The sequence below is a fragment of the Micromonospora sp. NPDC005171 genome (assembly GCF_040608575.1).
Lineage (GTDB): Bacteria > Actinomycetota > Actinomycetes > Mycobacteriales > Micromonosporaceae > Micromonospora.
The window spans coordinates 15,274-28,174 of record NZ_JBEXIM010000029.1 but is presented as its reverse complement, the minus strand read 5'-3'; the positions used below and the strand labels follow the sequence as shown (position 1 = coordinate 28,174).

23 protein-coding genes are annotated in these 12,901 nt (G+C 67.5%); all 23 read right to left on the bottom strand.

Annotated features, from left to right (window positions below; all coding sequences use genetic code 11):
• Nucleotides 1-20 precede the first annotated feature (20 nt).
• The 23 genes from ABZU74_RS25775 to rplP all read right to left on the bottom strand — a co-directional run bounded on the left by ABZU74_RS25775 (nucleotide 21) and on the right by rplP (nucleotide 12,899).
• A complete protein-coding gene (locus tag ABZU74_RS25775; RefSeq protein WP_007465227.1) occupies nucleotides 21-1,043 on the bottom strand; it encodes a DNA-directed RNA polymerase subunit alpha in 1,023 nt (340 codons plus the stop codon).
• Between the two features lie 99 nt (nucleotides 1,044-1,142).
• The gene (rpsD, locus tag ABZU74_RS25770) at nucleotides 1,143-1,769 is read right to left on the bottom strand and encodes a 30S ribosomal protein S4 (RefSeq protein WP_030489600.1); all 627 of its coding nucleotides are present in this window, start codon (nucleotides 1,767-1,769) and stop codon (nucleotides 1,143-1,145) included.
• A gap of 13 nt (nucleotides 1,770-1,782) precedes the next feature.
• Nucleotides 1,783-2,190: a 30S ribosomal protein S11 gene (rpsK, locus tag ABZU74_RS25765; protein ID WP_030329919.1), complete on the bottom strand. Its 408-nt coding sequence runs from the start codon at nucleotides 2,188-2,190 to the stop codon at nucleotides 1,783-1,785.
• Between the two features lie 87 nt (nucleotides 2,191-2,277).
• Complete coding sequence (gene rpsM, locus ABZU74_RS25760; protein WP_030329917.1) at nucleotides 2,278-2,658, bottom strand: 30S ribosomal protein S13; 381 nt, start codon at nucleotides 2,656-2,658, stop codon at nucleotides 2,278-2,280.
• A gap of 266 nt (nucleotides 2,659-2,924) precedes the next feature.
• Complete coding sequence (rpmJ, locus tag ABZU74_RS25755) at nucleotides 2,925-3,038, bottom strand: 50S ribosomal protein L36 (protein ID WP_043965539.1); 114 nt, start codon at nucleotides 3,036-3,038, stop codon at nucleotides 2,925-2,927.
• Nucleotides 3,039-3,129: 91 nt separating this feature from the next.
• On the bottom strand, nucleotides 3,130-3,351 hold the full coding sequence (gene infA / locus ABZU74_RS25750) for a translation initiation factor IF-1 (protein ID WP_007073013.1): 222 nt from the start codon (nucleotides 3,349-3,351) through the stop codon (nucleotides 3,130-3,132).
• A 468-nt stretch (nucleotides 3,352-3,819) separates the two neighbouring features.
• Complete coding sequence (locus tag ABZU74_RS25745) at nucleotides 3,820-4,371, bottom strand: DUF1707 domain-containing protein (RefSeq protein ID WP_355428770.1); 552 nt, start codon at nucleotides 4,369-4,371, stop codon at nucleotides 3,820-3,822.
• A 159-nt stretch (nucleotides 4,372-4,530) separates the two neighbouring features.
• Nucleotides 4,531-5,382, bottom strand: coding sequence for a type I methionyl aminopeptidase (map, locus tag ABZU74_RS25740; RefSeq protein ID WP_355428682.1), 852 nt, complete (start codon nucleotides 5,380-5,382; stop codon nucleotides 4,531-4,533).
• Nucleotides 5,383-5,469: 87 nt separating this feature from the next.
• A complete protein-coding gene (locus tag ABZU74_RS25735) occupies nucleotides 5,470-6,123 on the bottom strand; it encodes an adenylate kinase (protein WP_203148345.1) in 654 nt (217 codons plus the stop codon).
• Nucleotides 6,124-7,452 (bottom strand): preprotein translocase subunit SecY, encoded by a 1,329-nt coding sequence (gene secY, locus ABZU74_RS25730; protein ID WP_112584818.1) that lies wholly within the window; start codon nucleotides 7,450-7,452, stop codon nucleotides 6,124-6,126. It lies immediately after the preceding gene.
• Between the two features lie 232 nt (nucleotides 7,453-7,684).
• On the bottom strand, nucleotides 7,685-8,128 hold the full coding sequence (rplO, locus tag ABZU74_RS25725) for a 50S ribosomal protein L15 (protein WP_030329906.1): 444 nt from the start codon (nucleotides 8,126-8,128) through the stop codon (nucleotides 7,685-7,687).
• Nucleotides 8,128-8,310 carry a 50S ribosomal protein L30 gene (gene rpmD / locus ABZU74_RS25720; RefSeq protein ID WP_007465262.1) on the bottom strand — a complete coding sequence of 61 codons (183 nt, stop codon included), beginning with the start codon at nucleotides 8,308-8,310 and terminating at the stop codon, nucleotides 8,128-8,130. The genes rplO and rpmD overlap by 1 nt, the downstream gene beginning before the upstream one ends.
• Entirely contained in the window at nucleotides 8,310-8,924 is a 615-nt protein-coding gene (gene rpsE / locus ABZU74_RS25715) for a 30S ribosomal protein S5 (RefSeq protein WP_074314587.1), read from the bottom strand. Before rpsE ends, rpmD begins: the two co-directional genes overlap by 1 nt.
• Before the next feature lie 33 nt (nucleotides 8,925-8,957).
• Nucleotides 8,958-9,347 (bottom strand): 50S ribosomal protein L18, encoded by a 390-nt coding sequence (gene rplR / locus ABZU74_RS25710; protein ID WP_203148342.1) that lies wholly within the window; start codon nucleotides 9,345-9,347, stop codon nucleotides 8,958-8,960.
• On the bottom strand, nucleotides 9,344-9,886 hold the full coding sequence (gene rplF / locus ABZU74_RS25705) for a 50S ribosomal protein L6 (RefSeq protein ID WP_124860508.1): 543 nt from the start codon (nucleotides 9,884-9,886) through the stop codon (nucleotides 9,344-9,346). Before rplF ends, rplR begins: the two co-directional genes overlap by 4 nt.
• Before the next feature lie 16 nt (nucleotides 9,887-9,902).
• Nucleotides 9,903-10,310: a 30S ribosomal protein S8 gene (gene rpsH / locus ABZU74_RS25700; RefSeq protein WP_007465270.1), complete on the bottom strand. Its 408-nt coding sequence runs from the start codon at nucleotides 10,308-10,310 to the stop codon at nucleotides 9,903-9,905.
• Nucleotides 10,311-10,426: 116 nt separating this feature from the next.
• Nucleotides 10,427-10,612 carry a type Z 30S ribosomal protein S14 gene (locus ABZU74_RS25695; protein WP_007465272.1) on the bottom strand — a complete coding sequence of 62 codons (186 nt, stop codon included), beginning with the start codon at nucleotides 10,610-10,612 and terminating at the stop codon, nucleotides 10,427-10,429.
• 1 nt (nucleotide 10,613) lies between these two features.
• Entirely contained in the window at nucleotides 10,614-11,180 is a 567-nt protein-coding gene (gene rplE, locus ABZU74_RS25690) for a 50S ribosomal protein L5 (protein WP_354944330.1), read from the bottom strand.
• Entirely contained in the window at nucleotides 11,180-11,500 is a 321-nt protein-coding gene (gene rplX, locus ABZU74_RS25685) for a 50S ribosomal protein L24 (RefSeq protein WP_172899047.1), read from the bottom strand. The genes rplE and rplX overlap by 1 nt, the downstream gene beginning before the upstream one ends.
• A complete protein-coding gene (rplN, locus tag ABZU74_RS25680) occupies nucleotides 11,497-11,865 on the bottom strand; it encodes a 50S ribosomal protein L14 (RefSeq protein ID WP_007465279.1) in 369 nt (122 codons plus the stop codon). The genes rplX and rplN overlap by 4 nt, the downstream gene beginning before the upstream one ends.
• Before the next feature lie 97 nt (nucleotides 11,866-11,962).
• Nucleotides 11,963-12,241, bottom strand: a complete 279-nt coding sequence (gene rpsQ, locus ABZU74_RS25675) for a 30S ribosomal protein S17 (protein ID WP_030489590.1) — start codon at nucleotides 12,239-12,241, stop codon at nucleotides 11,963-11,965.
• Entirely contained in the window at nucleotides 12,238-12,474 is a 237-nt protein-coding gene (gene rpmC, locus ABZU74_RS25670) for a 50S ribosomal protein L29 (protein WP_007465283.1), read from the bottom strand. The genes rpsQ and rpmC overlap by 4 nt, the downstream gene beginning before the upstream one ends.
• Nucleotides 12,474-12,899 (bottom strand): 50S ribosomal protein L16, encoded by a 426-nt coding sequence (gene rplP / locus ABZU74_RS25665; protein ID WP_053653940.1) that lies wholly within the window; start codon nucleotides 12,897-12,899, stop codon nucleotides 12,474-12,476. The genes rpmC and rplP overlap by 1 nt, the downstream gene beginning before the upstream one ends.
• Nucleotides 12,900-12,901 lie beyond the last annotated feature (2 nt).

Below are 12,901 nucleotides of genomic sequence, written 5' to 3'. Positions count from 1 at the left end.
AGTTGTGGCGGCAGCGCGGACTAGAGCTGCTCGGTCTCGCGGTAGTCGTCGGTGTCGTAGTCGGCCTCGCCGAAGGTGTCCACGACGTGCGCCGGGTCGAAGTTCGGGGCCGAGTCCTTCAGCCCGAGACCCATCCCGGCGAGCTTCATCTTGACCTCGTCGATCGACTTCTGACCGAAGTTGCGAATGTCGAGGAGGTCGGCCTCGGTACGCCCGATGAGCTCACCAACGGAGTTGATGCCCTCGCGCTTGAGGCAGTTGTAGGAGCGGACGGTGAGGTCCAGCTCCTCGATCGGCAGGGCAAGGTCCGCCGCCAGTTGGGCGTCCTGCGGGGACGGCCCGATGTCGATGCCCTCGGCGGTCTCGTCCAGCTCCCGGGCGAGCCCGAACAGCTCCACGAGCGTCGAACCGGCGGAGGCCAGCGCGGTACGCGGACCCATCGACGGCTTGGTCTCGACGTCGATGATCAGCCGGTCGAAGTCGGTGCGCTGCTCGACACGAGTCGCCTCGACGCGGTAGGTCACCTTCAGCACCGGCGAGTAGATCGAGTCGACCGGGATCCGGCCGATCTCCGCGCCGGACTGCTTGTTCTGCGCCGCCGTCACGTAGCCCCGGCCCCGCTCGACGGTCAGCTCCATGTCGAGCCGGCCCTTGCCGTTCAGGGTGGCGAGCTTGAGGTCCGGGTTGTGCACCGAGACGCCGGCCGGCGGCTGGATGTCGCCCGCGGTCACGTCGCCCGGGCCCTGCTTACGCAGGTACATGCTGACCGGCTCGTCGTGCTCGGAGCTGACGCACAGCTCCTTGATGTTCATGACGAGCTCGACCACGTCCTCCTTGACACCGGGGATCGTGGTGAACTCGTGCAGCACACCGTCGATCTTGATCGAGGTGACGGCCGCGCCCGGGATCGACGACAGCAGCGTACGCCGCAGCGAGTTACCCAGGGTGTAGCCGAAGCCCGGCTCCAGCGGCTCGATGGCGAACCGCGACCGGGTCTCGTTGATCGACTCCTCGGAGAGGGAGGGTCGCTGGCTGATGAGCATCTTTTCTCTTCTCTTCCGGGGCGCCCGCTATTTGACGCCCACGACACAAACTGTTCCGGTGGCCCGCCCCGGAGGGCGGGCCACCGAACCGAGCTCGGACTACTTGGAGTAGAGCTCGACGATCAACTGCTCCTGGACCTGCGTGTCGATGACCTGCCGGGCCGGGAGGGAGTGCACGAGCACCTTCATCTGGCTCGGGATGGCCTCAAGCCACGCCGGAACCGTCTTCGAGCCGGCCTGGGCCTGCGCGACGATGAACGGGGTGAGCTCCTTGCTCTTGCCCCGAACCTCGATGATGTCGTGCTCCTTGACGCGGTACGACGGGATGTCGACCTTCTTGCCGTTCACCGTGAAGTGACCGTGCTTGACCAGCTGGCGGGCCATGTCCCGCGAGTGGGCGTAGCCGGCCCGGTAAACGACGTTGTCCAGCCGCGACTCGAGGATCTGCAGGAGGACCTCACCGGTCTTGGCCTGCTTGCCGACGGCTTCCTCGTAGTAACCGCGGAACTGCTTCTCCAGCACGCCGTAAACCCGGCGGGCCTTCTGCTTCTCACGGAGCTGGAGCAGGTACTCCGTCTCCTTGGTGCGGCCGCGGCCGTGCTGCCCGGGCGGGAACGGCCGGGACTCGAACGGGCACTTCGGACCATCGCACTTGCTGCCCTTGAGGAACAGCTTCATCTTCTCCCGCCGGCAACGGCGGCAGTCTGCACCGGTGTAACGAGCCATCTCTCTCTACCTCTCAGACCCGACGACGCTTAGGCGGACGGCATCCGTTGTGCGGCTGCGGGGTGACGTCGGCGATCTGGCCGACCTCCAGCCCGACGGCCTGCAGCGAACGGATCGCGGTCTCCCGGCCGGAGCCGGGGCCCTTGACGAACACGTCGACCTTGCGCATGCCGTGCTCCATGGCCCGACGCGCGGCGGCCTCGGCGGCCAGCTGAGCGGCGAACGGAGTCGACTTGCGGGAGCCCTTGAAGCCCACCTGGCCAGCGGAGGCCCAGGAGATGACCGCACCGGTCGGGTCCGTGATGGACACGATGGTGTTGTTGAAGGTGCTCTTGATGTGCGCCTGCCCGTGGGCGACGTTCTTGCGTTCCTTGCGCCGGACCTTCTTTACAGCGGCTCCGGCACGAGCCTTCGGTGGCATAAGTCTGTGCGCTCCTAGTTGACTTTCCGGATTGGGTTGCGGCCTGGCCCACCTCGGTGGCGGCCGACCCCGTCATCCGGTTAAGAACTACTTCTTGCCGGGCTTCTTCTTGCCGGCGACGGTCCGCTTCGGGCCCTTGCGGGTCCGGGCATTGGTCTTGGTCCGCTGGCCACGCACGGGCAGGCCCCGGCGGTGCCGGATGCCGGCGTAGCAGCCGATCTCAACCTTGCGGCGGATGTCAGCGGCGACCTCGCGGCGCAGGTCGCCTTCAACCTTGTAGTTGCCCTCGATGTGATCGCGGAGCTGCACGAGCTCCTCGTCCGTGAGGTCCCGAGCGCGCTTGTCCGGCGAGATGCCGGTGGCGGCGAGTGTCTCCAGGGCGCGGGTGCGACCGACCCCGAAGATGTAGGTGAGCGCGATCTCCAACCGCTTTTCGCGGGGGAGATCCACGCCGACTAGACGTGCCATGTGCGGGCGTACTCCTCGTGATGTGTGGCGGAGGTGTGGACCCGTCCCACCCCGCTACCGGCCGTCCCGTCCTTCCGACGCGGTGAGCGCCGGCGACCGGGATCGGTCGCTGCCCGAGCGGGCCCCGGCCTCCGACCGGGGGTCAGCCACGCAGAGGTACGTCTGGCGTACCGCTCGCGGCTGGGACGAGCATGTGTGATGTGTGTGTCGCTGGGGATCTGCCTGGCCAACGCCACCCGGCCGTGTTCCGGCCGGGACGGGCTGAGTCAGCCCTGGCGCTGCTTGTGGCGCGGGTCGCTGCAGATGACCATGACCCGGCCGTGCCGGCGGATAACCCGGCACTTGTTGCAGATCCTCTTGACGCTCGGCTTGACCTTCACGGTTGCCTTACTTCCCATCTGGCCCGGGGACGCGCTCTGCGCGACACCGGACGTCGAAGACGGACACGGGACTTCCCGGCCGTCGTCAGGACTACTTGTAGCGGTAGACGATGCGCCCGCGGGTCAGGTCGTACGGCGAGAGTTCGACGACGACCCGGTCCTCCGGAAGGATGCGGATGTAGTGCTGCCGCATCTTGCCGCTGATGTGAGCCAACACCTTGTGGCCGTTCGCGAGCTCCACCCGGAACATGGCGTTCGGCAGGGGCTCGATGACCCGACCCTCGATCTCAATGGCTCCGTCTTTTTTCGGCATGTCCTCCGCTGTCCTGACGTCGATTGCTCCGGGCGGCCCACAACGTCTTACACGGAAATCTGATCAGAATCAGAAGCCCGCGCCAGCCGCGGCTCCAGCTCCCACCGAAGCGCAGGGTGGGCATGCCGGAGTGGACGCTGTGCGCCGATCTGAAAGTGTACGCCGGCCCGCGGTCCCCCGCCAAACCGACCACCCACCACCCCGCGCGCCGCCCCAAATACCCCCACCCCCATCTCCGTTGATCATGAAGTTATTGCCACGACACGCCGGAGCCGGCGGCAATGATTTCATGATCAACGGGGGCCGCCCGGGGGCGCGGGCCGGGCCCGAGGGGGCGGAGTCCGGGGGTCCAGGGGTGGGGTCCGAGGGCCGGGACCGGGTCCGGGGGGCCGGGCCGGGCGGCGGGGTCCGGGGGCGGGTCGGGGCGGGGTCCCGGGGGGCGTCGGGGTCCGGGGTCGGCGGGGCGGGTTAGGGGGTTGGTGGGGGGTTGTTCGGCCTGAGGGCTCGTTTTGCCTGCTTGCGCTCCCGACGGCGTTGGCGATTGACGGCCTGGCGCTGGGGCTCCTTCGCGGCCAGGCCGCCGACCGTGCGGACCACCAGCACCGCGCCCCACGGCCCCGCCACCCAGCCCGGCCAGAAGTAGAGCAGGTCCTGGCTCAGCAGCGACGTCACCGCCCAGATGGTCACCACGATGGCGATCACCCGCAGGTACGGGAACCACACCTCGGCCAACCAGCGGGCCGTGACGCCCCCGGTGGGTGCCGGACCGAGCTGGTCACCCAGCGGGCTCACCGTCGACCCCGCGGCCGGCGCCAGGCCCGACCGCTGCGCTGGCGTCACCGGCGGCAGGTCGGTGAGCAGGACATCAAGGTCGGCGTACGTGCGTGCCGCGTAGGCCCGCTGCAACCGCTCGTCGTACTCGTGCAGATCCAGTCGGCCCTCTTCGAGGGCGACCCGCAACCGGTCGGCCACCGCCGCACGGTCCGAGTCCGCGGCTCGCATCCCGTCGCGCCCGTCCATGCCGGCAAGCATGCCACCGTCGCGCCAGTCTGCCCGACCCCTCACCTTGGTTGATCATGAAGTTATGGCCCTGACACGCCGGTGAGGCTGGCAATAACTTCATGATCGACCGGGATGGGCCGAGGGGCCAAGGGGGCCGAGGGGGCCGAGGGGGTGGGGTCAGGGGGTTTTGGTGGCTGCGGGTTGGCGGGCTGTTACCAGGTCGCCCAGGCGGGCCCGGCCGCCGTCGAACGCGGTCAGCACCCAGACCCCGTCGGGCAGCAGAGCCATCGAATGCTCGACGTGCGCCGCCACCGAGCCGTCGCGGGTGACCACCGTCCAGCCGTCGGACAACTCGACAGTACGCGGGGACGCCATCGTGATCATCGGCTCGATGGCCAGCGCCATGCCGGGGACCAGTCGCGGACCCTTGCCCGGTCGGCCGTGGTTGAGCACGTGCGGGTCCTGGTGCATCTCGGTGCCGATGCCGTGCCCGCCGTAGCCGTCGACGATGCCGTACCGGCCGCCCTTGCGGACGGCGGTCTCCACGGCGTGCGAGATGTCGGTGAGGCGGCCCTTGCCGCTGGCCGCGCCACGTGCGGCGGCGGCAATGCCGGCCCACATCGCGTCCTCGGCGACCTCGGCCATCTTCAGCAGCGCCGGGTCGACGTCACCGACCCCGACGGTGATCGCGGAGTCGCCGTGCCAGCCGTCCAGCACCGCGCCGCAGTCGATGGAGATCAGGTCACCGGCCTCAAGCACCTGCTTCGGCGACGGGATGGCGTGCACGATCTGCTCGTTGACCGAGGAGCAGATCGACGCCGGAAAGCCGTGGTAGCCCTTGAACGACGGAACGCCGCCCGCCTCACGGATGGTCGCCTCGGCGATGGCGTCCAGATCGGCGGTGCTCACACCGGGGGCGACAGCCTCCCGCATCCGGCGCAGCGCCTCGGCCACCACCAGTCCGGCGGCCCGCATCTTCTCGATCTGGTCAGGGGTCTTCAGCTGGATGTCCAGCTGGGGACGACGCATGGAGCGGTTACCTTTCGTTGCCGAACAGCGGGGCACATAACGCGTACCCCGCTGTTCGCACTCTATCCGCCGCGGCCCGGCCGGACCTCAGCCGCCGTACGACCGCAACGCGTCGATGGCCCGGGTGGTGACGTCCTCCACCGGCCCGGTGGCGTCGATCCCGACCAGCTTGCCCTGAGCGCCGTAGTAGTCGACCAGGGGTGCGGTCTTCTCGCTGTATTCACGAAGCCGCGTGGCGATCGTCTCCGGCTTGTCGTCGTCGCGCTGGAACAGCTCGGCGCCGCACCTGTCACAGACGCCGGGCCGGGTGGTGGCGTCGAACTCGACGTGCCAGATCTTGCCGCAGCCCCGGCAGGTACGCCGACCGGAGAGCCGCCGGATCACCTCGTCGTCGTCCACGACCAGCTCCAGGACCAGATCCAGGGCGGTGCCCAGATCGGCGAGGAGCTTGTCCAGAGCGGCCGCCTGCGGAGTCGTCCGCGGGAAGCCGTCGAGTAGGAAACCCTCGCTGGCGTCGGGCTCGGCCAGCCGGTCCCGGACCATGTTGATGGTGACCTCGTCCGGGACCAGCTCGCCCGCGTCCATGTACCGCTTCGCCTCGACACCGAGCGGCGTGCCCTGGGTGACGTTCGACCGGAAGATGTCTCCGGTCGAAATCTTCGGCACCGAGAGGTGCGCGGCGATGAACTCGGCCTGTGTGCCCTTGCCCGCGCCCGGCGGGCCAACCAGAACGAGTCTCATCTACCGCAGGAACCCTTCGTAGTTCCGCTGCATGAGTTGGCTCTCGATCTGCTTCACGGTCTCCAGACCGACGCCGACCATGATGAGCACAGCGGTGCCGCCGAACGGGAAGTTCTGGTACTGCTGGTTGTCCAGCCAGATGAAGAAGAAGTTCGGCAGGATCGAGATGACGCCGAGGTAGAGCGCGCCCGGCAGGGTGATCCGGCTGAGGATGAAGTCGAGGTAGTCGGCGGTCGGCTTGCCCGGGCGGATGCCCGGCACGAAACCGCCGTACTTCTTCATGTTGTCCGCGACCTCGGTCGGGTTGAACGTGATCGAGACGTAGAAGTACGTGAAGAAGATGATCAGCAGGAAGTAGACCGAGATGTAGATCGGGCTGCTCGGGTTGACCAGGTTGTTCTGGATCCACGACTGGGTCTTGCCCGGGTCGGTCTGGTCGAAGAACTGCAGCGCCAACTGCGGCAGGTAGAGCAGCGACGACCCGAAGATGACCGGGATCACACCCGCCTGGTTCACCTTGAGCGGGATGTAGGTCGAGGTGCCGCCGTACATCCGCCGGCCGATCATCCGCTTGGCGTACTGCACCGGGATCCGGCGCTGCGCCTGCTCGATGAAGGTGACCGCGGTGATGACCACCAGGACCAGCGCGATGACCAGGGCGAACATGTCCCAGCCCTTGCTGGTCTTGATCTGCCAGCCCTCGCTGGGCAGCCGCGCCGCGATCGAGGTGAAGATCAGGACGGACATGCCGTTGCCGACGCCGCGGTCGGTGATCAGCTCACCGAGCCACATGACCATGCCGGTGCCGGCGGTCATCGTCATCACCAGGATGGCCAGGGTCAGCCAGTCCGGGATGCCGGTGCCGGTGGGGATGATCGGGAACTGGTCGCAGCGGTTCTGGAACAGCTGGCCCGAGCGGGCCAGGGCCACGAACGCCGAGGCCTGCAGCACACCGAGACCGAGGGTCAGGTAGCGCGTGTACTGGGTGATCTTCGCCTGACCGGCCTGGCCCTCCTTGCGGAGCTGCTCCAGGCGGGGGATCACGACGGTCAGCAGCTGCAGGATGATCGACGCGGTGATGTAGGGCATGATGCCCAGCGCGAAGACCGAGAGCTGTAGCAGCGCTCCGCCGGAGAAGAGGTTGAGCAGGTTCACCACCCCGGTGGTGTCACCCTGGATGGTGTCGAGGCACTTCTGCACGTTGCCGTACGAGACGCCCGGGCTGGGGAGCGTTGCACCCAGCCGGTAGACCGCGATGATGCCTACTGTGAACAGCAGCTTCTTGCGCAGGTCAGGCGTACGGAACGCACTGAGAAAGGCGGACAGCAACTTCTTCCTCCTGCGCGAGGCGGGCCGCCGGTGATCCCTGGCGGGTCGGGGTGGATCACGGGCGAGTGCCCGCAATCCATGGCTGGGATGGGACTCTAACAGCCTCACCCCGGTCCGGGCAGATGCGCCCGACTACATAAATCGATTCCGATATTACCGGGCGCTCAGGCCCCAGGCAGACCATGGCGCCCGCCAGTTGCTCTCAACTGGACGGGCGCCATGGTCGTACGCCTTACAGCTCGGTGACGGAGCCACCGGCGGCAGCGATCTTCTCCTTGGCCGACGCACTGAACGCGTGCGCAGACACCTGGAGCGCCACACCGCCGAGATCCCCGGTGCCGAGGACCTTGACCGGGTGACCCTTGCGGACCGCGCCGGACTCAACCAGCTCCAGCGGGCCGACCTGACCACCGTTCGGGAACAGCTCAGCGAGTCGGTCCAGGTTGACCACCTGGAAGACCACCTTGAACTTGTTCTTGAAGCCCTTCATCTTCGGCAGGCGCATGTGGATGGGCATCTGCCCACCCTCGAACGCCGCCGAGATGTTCTTGCGGGCCTTGGAGCCCTTGGTACCGCGACCAGCGGTCTTGCCCTTGGAACCCTCACCGCGACCCACACGGGTCTTCGCGGTCTTGGAACCGGGCGCCGGGCGCAGGTGATGCACCTTGATCGTCATTACTCGACCTCCTCGACCTTCACGAGGTGGCTCACAGTGAAGATCATGCCGCGGATCTCGGGCCGGTCCTCCTTGACCACCACGTCGTTGATCCGCTTGAGACCGAGCGAACGCAGCGACTCACGCTGGTTGTGCTTGGTCCCGATACCGGACCGGAGCTGGGTGACCTTCAGGCGTGCCATCAGTGCGCCACCCCCGCACGCGACGCCAGCATGGCGGCCGGCGCGACGTCCTCCACCGGCAGACCACGACGCGCCGCGACCTGCTCGGGGGACTCAAGCCCCTTCAGGGCCGCCACGGTGGCGTGCACGATGTTGATCGGGTTCGACGAGCCGAGGCTCTTGGAGAGCACGTCGTGGATCCCGGCGCACTCCAGCACGGCACGCACCGGTCCACCGGCGATGACACCCGTACCGGCCGAGGCCGGCTTGAGCAGCACCACGCCAGCGGCGTCCTCACCCGTCACCGGGTGCGGGATCGACTGACCGATCCGCGGAACCTTGAAGAAGTGCTTCTTCGCCTCCTCGACGCCCTTGGCGATGGCCGCGGGCACCTCCTTGGCCTTTCCGTAGCCCACGCCGACCGTGCCGTCGCCGTCGCCCACGATCACCAGGGCGGTGAAGCTGAAGCGACGACCACCCTTCACGACCTTGGCGACGCGGTTGATCGCGACGACCCGCTCAAGGTGCGGGGTCTTCTCGACGGGCGCGTTTCCGCGGCCGCCCTCACGGCGGTTGTCGCGGCGACCACCCTCGTTGCCACCGGACCCGCCGCCACGGCGCTGTTGACCTGGCATCAGCAGCCTTCCTTATCTCTCGTGACGGGGTTGTTAGAACTCGAGCCCGGCTTCGCGGGCGGCGTCGGCAAGCGCGGCTACTCGCCCCGCGTACCGGTTGCCACCGCGGTCGAAGACGACCTTGGAGACGCCGGCGGCCTTGGCCCGCTCGGCGAGCAGCGCGCCCACCTTGCCAGCGAGGGCGCTCTTGTCGCCCTCCGCACCGCGCAGCGAGGCGTCCAGGGTCGACGCCGACGCCAGGGTGTGACCCTTGGTGTCGTCGACGACCTGGGCGACCATGTGCCGCAGCGAGCGGGTGACGACCAGGCGCGGACGCTCGGCCGTACCGGTGACGTTCTTGCGGACGCGGAAGTGTCGACGCGCACGCCCAACGGCGCGCTTGGCGGCGACACCGCGGCGGCGCTTGAGCAGCGTGGCGCTCACTTCTTACCTGCCTTTCCAGCCTTGCGGCGGATGACCTCGCCCTGGTACTTGACGCCCTTGCCCTTGTAGGGCTCCGGCGGGCGGATCTTCCGGATGTTGGCGGCGACCTCACCGACCTGCTGCTTGTCGATGCCAGCCACGTGGAACAGGGTCGGCCGCTCCACCGTGAAGGTGATGCCCGCCGGGGCGGGGACGACCACCGGGTGGGAGAACCCGAGCGCGAACTCGAGGTCCGAACCCTTGGCGGTGACCCGGTAACCGGTGCCGGCGATCTCCAGGCTCTTGCGGTAGCCCTCGGTGACCCCGACGATCATGTTGGCAACCAGCGTACGGCTCAGGCCGTGGAGTTCCTTGGCCTTGCGCTCGTCGTTCGGCCGGTTGACGCTCAGCTGCCCATCCTCGGCGCGCTCGATCGTGATCGGCTCGGCGAGGGTGTGCTGGAGCTGGCCCTTGGGGCCCTTGACCTTGACGGTCTGCCCGTCGATCGTGATGTCGACGCCGGCTGGTACCGGGATCGACTTACGTCCAATTCGCGACATTTCTACCTGTCTCCCGTTACCAGACGAAGGCGAGGACTTCCCCGCCAACACTCCGCTTGCGGGCCTGCCGGTCGGTCAGCAGCCCCTGGGACGTCGAAATGATCGCCACGCCCAGCCCACCGAGCACCCGCGGGAGCCCGTCCGACTTGGCGTACACCCGGAGACCGGGCTTGGACACGCGCTTGATGCCGGCCAGGCTCCGCTCGCGGTTCTGGCCGTACTTCAGCTCGACGACCAGTCGCTTGCCGACGGCGCCCTCCTCGGGCTCCTCGACCGACCAAGTGGCGATGTAACCCTCGGCCTTCAGGACCTCGGCGATGTTCGCCTTGATCTTGGAGTAGGGCATCTTCACCTGATCGTGGTACGCCTGGTTGGCGTTACGCAGACGCGTGAGCATGTCTGCGATCGGGTCGGTCATCGTCATGGATTTCGTCAGCCTTTCTCGCCGGGGTTCCCGGGGCATCAGCCCCGGGCCTACGGCGAAGAGCAATACCTAATCGGTGCAGGAGTTCCCGGCCGACGGCCGGGACGCGGTCGCCCTTACCAGGAAGCCTTGGACACGCCCGGCAGCTCACCGCGGTGAGCCATCTCCCGGATGCAGACCCGGCAGAGCCCGAACTTGCGGTAGACCGCCTTCGGACGCCCGCACCGCTGGCAGCGGGTGTACGCGCGAACCGAGAACTTCGGCTTCGCGGCCGCCTTGATGATCAGCGCCTTCTTGGCCATCTCAGTTCTCCTTGAACGGGAAGCCCAGGAGCTTGAGCAGCGCCCGGCCCTCGTCGTCGGTCGTGGCGGTCGTGACCACCGTGATGTCCATGCCCCGCTGGCGATCGATCCGGTCCTGGTCGATCTCGTGGAACACCGACTGCTCGGTCAGACCGAACGTGTAGTTGCCGTGCCCGTCCAGCTTGCGCCCGTCGAGGCCGCGGAAGTCGCGGATACGCGGCAGCGAGATGGACAGCAGCCGGTCCAGGAACTCCCACATCCGGTCGCCGCGAAGGGTGACCTTCGCACCGATCGGCATGCCCTCGCGGAGCTTGAACTGCGCGATGGACTTGGTCGCCCGCCGCACCTGCGGCTTCTGGCCGGTGATCGTGGCGAGGTCGCGGACCGCGCCGTCGATCAGCTTGGCGTCGCGAGCAGCCTCGCCGACACCCATGTTGACGACGATCTTGACCAGCCGCGGCACCTGCATGGGGTTGCCGTAGCTGTGCTGCTCACGCAGCTGGGCCACGATCTCGTTGCGGTACCGCTCCTTGAGGCGCGGCAGGGTCTTTTCGGTAGCCGTGGTCATCACAGGTCCTTACCGGTGCTACGCGCGATGCGGACCTTCTGGCCGTTGTCGTCGATCCGGTAACCGACGCGGGTCGGCTTGCCGTCGGAGTCCAGGACCTGCACGTTCGAGACGTGGATCGGGGCCTCCTGAGTGACGATGCCGCCGGTCTTGGCGCCACGCTGGGTGGTGCTGATGCGAGTGTGCTTCTTGACCCGGTTCACGCCCTCGACCAGGACCTTGTCCTGCCGCGGGTAGGCCTGAATGACCTTGCCCTTGGCACCCTTGTCCTTGCCGGCGATGACGACGACCGTGTCGCCCTTCTTGACCTTCACGGTCACAACACCTCCGGCGCGAGGGAAATAATCTTCATGAACCGCTTGTCCCGCAGCTCCCGGCCCACCGGGCCGAAGATACGGGTTCCACGCGGGTCCCCGCCGTCCTTGATGATGACGGCGGCGTTCTCGTCGAAGCGGATGTACGAGCCGTCCGGACGACGCCTCTCCTTGGCCGTGCGAACGACGACAGCCTTGACGACGTCGCCCTTCTTCACACCGGCACCCGGGATCGCGTCCTTGACCGTGGCCACGATGACGTCGCCGATGCTCGCGTAGCGCCGACCCGAGCCGCCGAGAACCCGGATGCACAGGATCTCCCGAGCACCCGTGTTGTCGGCGACGCGCAGTCGCGACTCCTGCTGAATCACGTCTATCTCCTATGTCTGCCGGTTCTCCGGCCGCCGTAGCGGCCGGAGCCTGGCGGAACCTACGCCCGACGCAACGCCGGGCGAGCTCGAGCCTTCGCTACTTGGCCTTTTCCAGGATCTCCACGATCCGCCAACGCTTGGTGGCGCTCAGCGGCCGGGTCTCCATGATGAGAACCCGGTCACCGGTGCCAGCGGCGTTCTGCTCGTCGTGCACCTTCAGCTTGGCCGTACGGCGCATGATCTTGCCGTACAGCGCGTGCCGAACCCGGTCCTCGACCTCGACAACGACGGTCTTGTCCATCTTGTCGCTGATCACCAGGCCCTCGCGGACCTTGCGGCGCGACCGCGCGGCGGCGGTGGCGGTCTCTTCGGTCATGATGCAGTCACCTCAGTCGGCGCGGCCGAGAGCCCCAGCTCGCGCTCACGCATGATCGTGTAGATCCGGGCGATCTCCCGACGGATGACCTGCAACCGCCGGTTGTTGTCCAGCTGCCCGGTTGCGGCCTGCACGCGGAGGTTGAACAGCTCCGCCTTGGCCTCCCGCAGCTTCGTGACCAGCTCCTCTTCGGAGAGCTCACGCAGCTCGGTCGCCTTAACGCCCGCTGCCATCAGGATTCACCCACTTCGCGCGTAACAATGCGGCACTTCATCGGGAGCTTGTGGATCGCGCGACGCATGGCCTCTCGCGCGGTCTGCTCGTTGGGGAAGGACATCTCGAAGAGAACCCGCCCCGGCTTGACGTTGGCGACCCACCACTCGGGCGAACCCTTACCGGAACCCATCCGGGTCTCGGCAGGCTTCTTGGTGAGGGCCTGGTCCGGGAAGATCGTGATCCAGACCTTGCCACCACGCTTGATGTGGCGAGTCATCGCGATACGTGCCGACTCGATTTGCCGGTTCGTCACGTACGCCGGCTCGAGAGCCTGGATCCCGAACTCGCCGAACACCACCCGGTTACCACCCTTGGACGCGCCACTGCGGTCCGGGTGGTGCGGCTTGCGGAAGCCCTTCGGGGGCTTGCGCGGCATCAGCATCT

Excerpts from the sequence above, each read along its gene's own strand:
- ABZU74_RS25775 (WP_007465227.1), bottom strand. The coding sequence starts at position 1,043 with ATGCTCATCAGCCAGCGACCCTCCCTCTCCGAGGAGTCGATCAACGAG.
- rpsH (WP_007465270.1), bottom strand. The coding sequence starts at position 10,310 with ATGACGATGACCGACCCGATCGCAGACATGCTCACGCGTCTGCGTAAC.
- ABZU74_RS25695 (WP_007465272.1), bottom strand. The coding sequence starts at position 10,612 with ATGGCCAAGAAGGCGCTGATCATCAAGGCGGCCGCGAAGCCGAAGTTC.
- rpmD (WP_007465262.1), bottom strand. The coding sequence starts at position 8,310 with ATGGCACGCCTGAAGGTCACCCAGCTCCGGTCCGGTATCGGGACCAAG.
- rpsQ (WP_030489590.1), bottom strand. The coding sequence starts at position 12,241 with ATGACCGAAGAGACCGCCACCGCCGCCGCGCGGTCGCGCCGCAAGGTC.
- map (WP_355428682.1), bottom strand. The coding sequence starts at position 5,382 with ATGCGTCGTCCCCAGCTGGACATCCAGCTGAAGACCCCTGACCAGATC.
- rplO (WP_030329906.1), bottom strand. The coding sequence starts at position 8,128 with ATGACGATCAAGGTGCATCACCTGCGCCCGGCGCCCGGTTCCAAGACC.
- rplP (WP_053653940.1), bottom strand. The coding sequence starts at position 12,899 with ATGCTGATGCCGCGCAAGCCCCCGAAGGGCTTCCGCAAGCCGCACCAC.
- rpsK (WP_030329919.1), bottom strand. The coding sequence starts at position 2,190 with ATGCCACCGAAGGCTCGTGCCGGAGCCGCTGTAAAGAAGGTCCGGCGC.
- rpsD (WP_030489600.1), bottom strand. The coding sequence starts at position 1,769 with ATGGCTCGTTACACCGGTGCAGACTGCCGCCGTTGCCGGCGGGAGAAG.
- rpmC (WP_007465283.1), bottom strand. The coding sequence starts at position 12,474 with ATGGCAGCGGGCGTTAAGGCGACCGAGCTGCGTGAGCTCTCCGAAGAG.
- ABZU74_RS25745 (WP_355428770.1), bottom strand. The coding sequence starts at position 4,371 with ATGGACGGGCGCGACGGGATGCGAGCCGCGGACTCGGACCGTGCGGCG.
- rpsM (WP_030329917.1), bottom strand. The coding sequence starts at position 2,658 with ATGGCACGTCTAGTCGGCGTGGATCTCCCCCGCGAAAAGCGGTTGGAG.
- rplF (WP_124860508.1), bottom strand. The coding sequence starts at position 9,886 with ATGTCGCGAATTGGACGTAAGTCGATCCCGGTACCAGCCGGCGTCGAC.
- infA (WP_007073013.1), bottom strand. The coding sequence starts at position 3,351 with ATGCCGAAAAAAGACGGAGCCATTGAGATCGAGGGTCGGGTCATCGAG.
- ABZU74_RS25735 (WP_203148345.1), bottom strand. The coding sequence starts at position 6,123 with ATGAGACTCGTTCTGGTTGGCCCGCCGGGCGCGGGCAAGGGCACACAG.
- rplE (WP_354944330.1), bottom strand. The coding sequence starts at position 11,180 with ATGACCACGGCTACCGAAAAGACCCTGCCGCGCCTCAAGGAGCGGTAC.
- rpsE (WP_074314587.1), bottom strand. The coding sequence starts at position 8,924 with ATGCCAGGTCAACAGCGCCGTGGCGGCGGGTCCGGTGGCAACGAGGGT.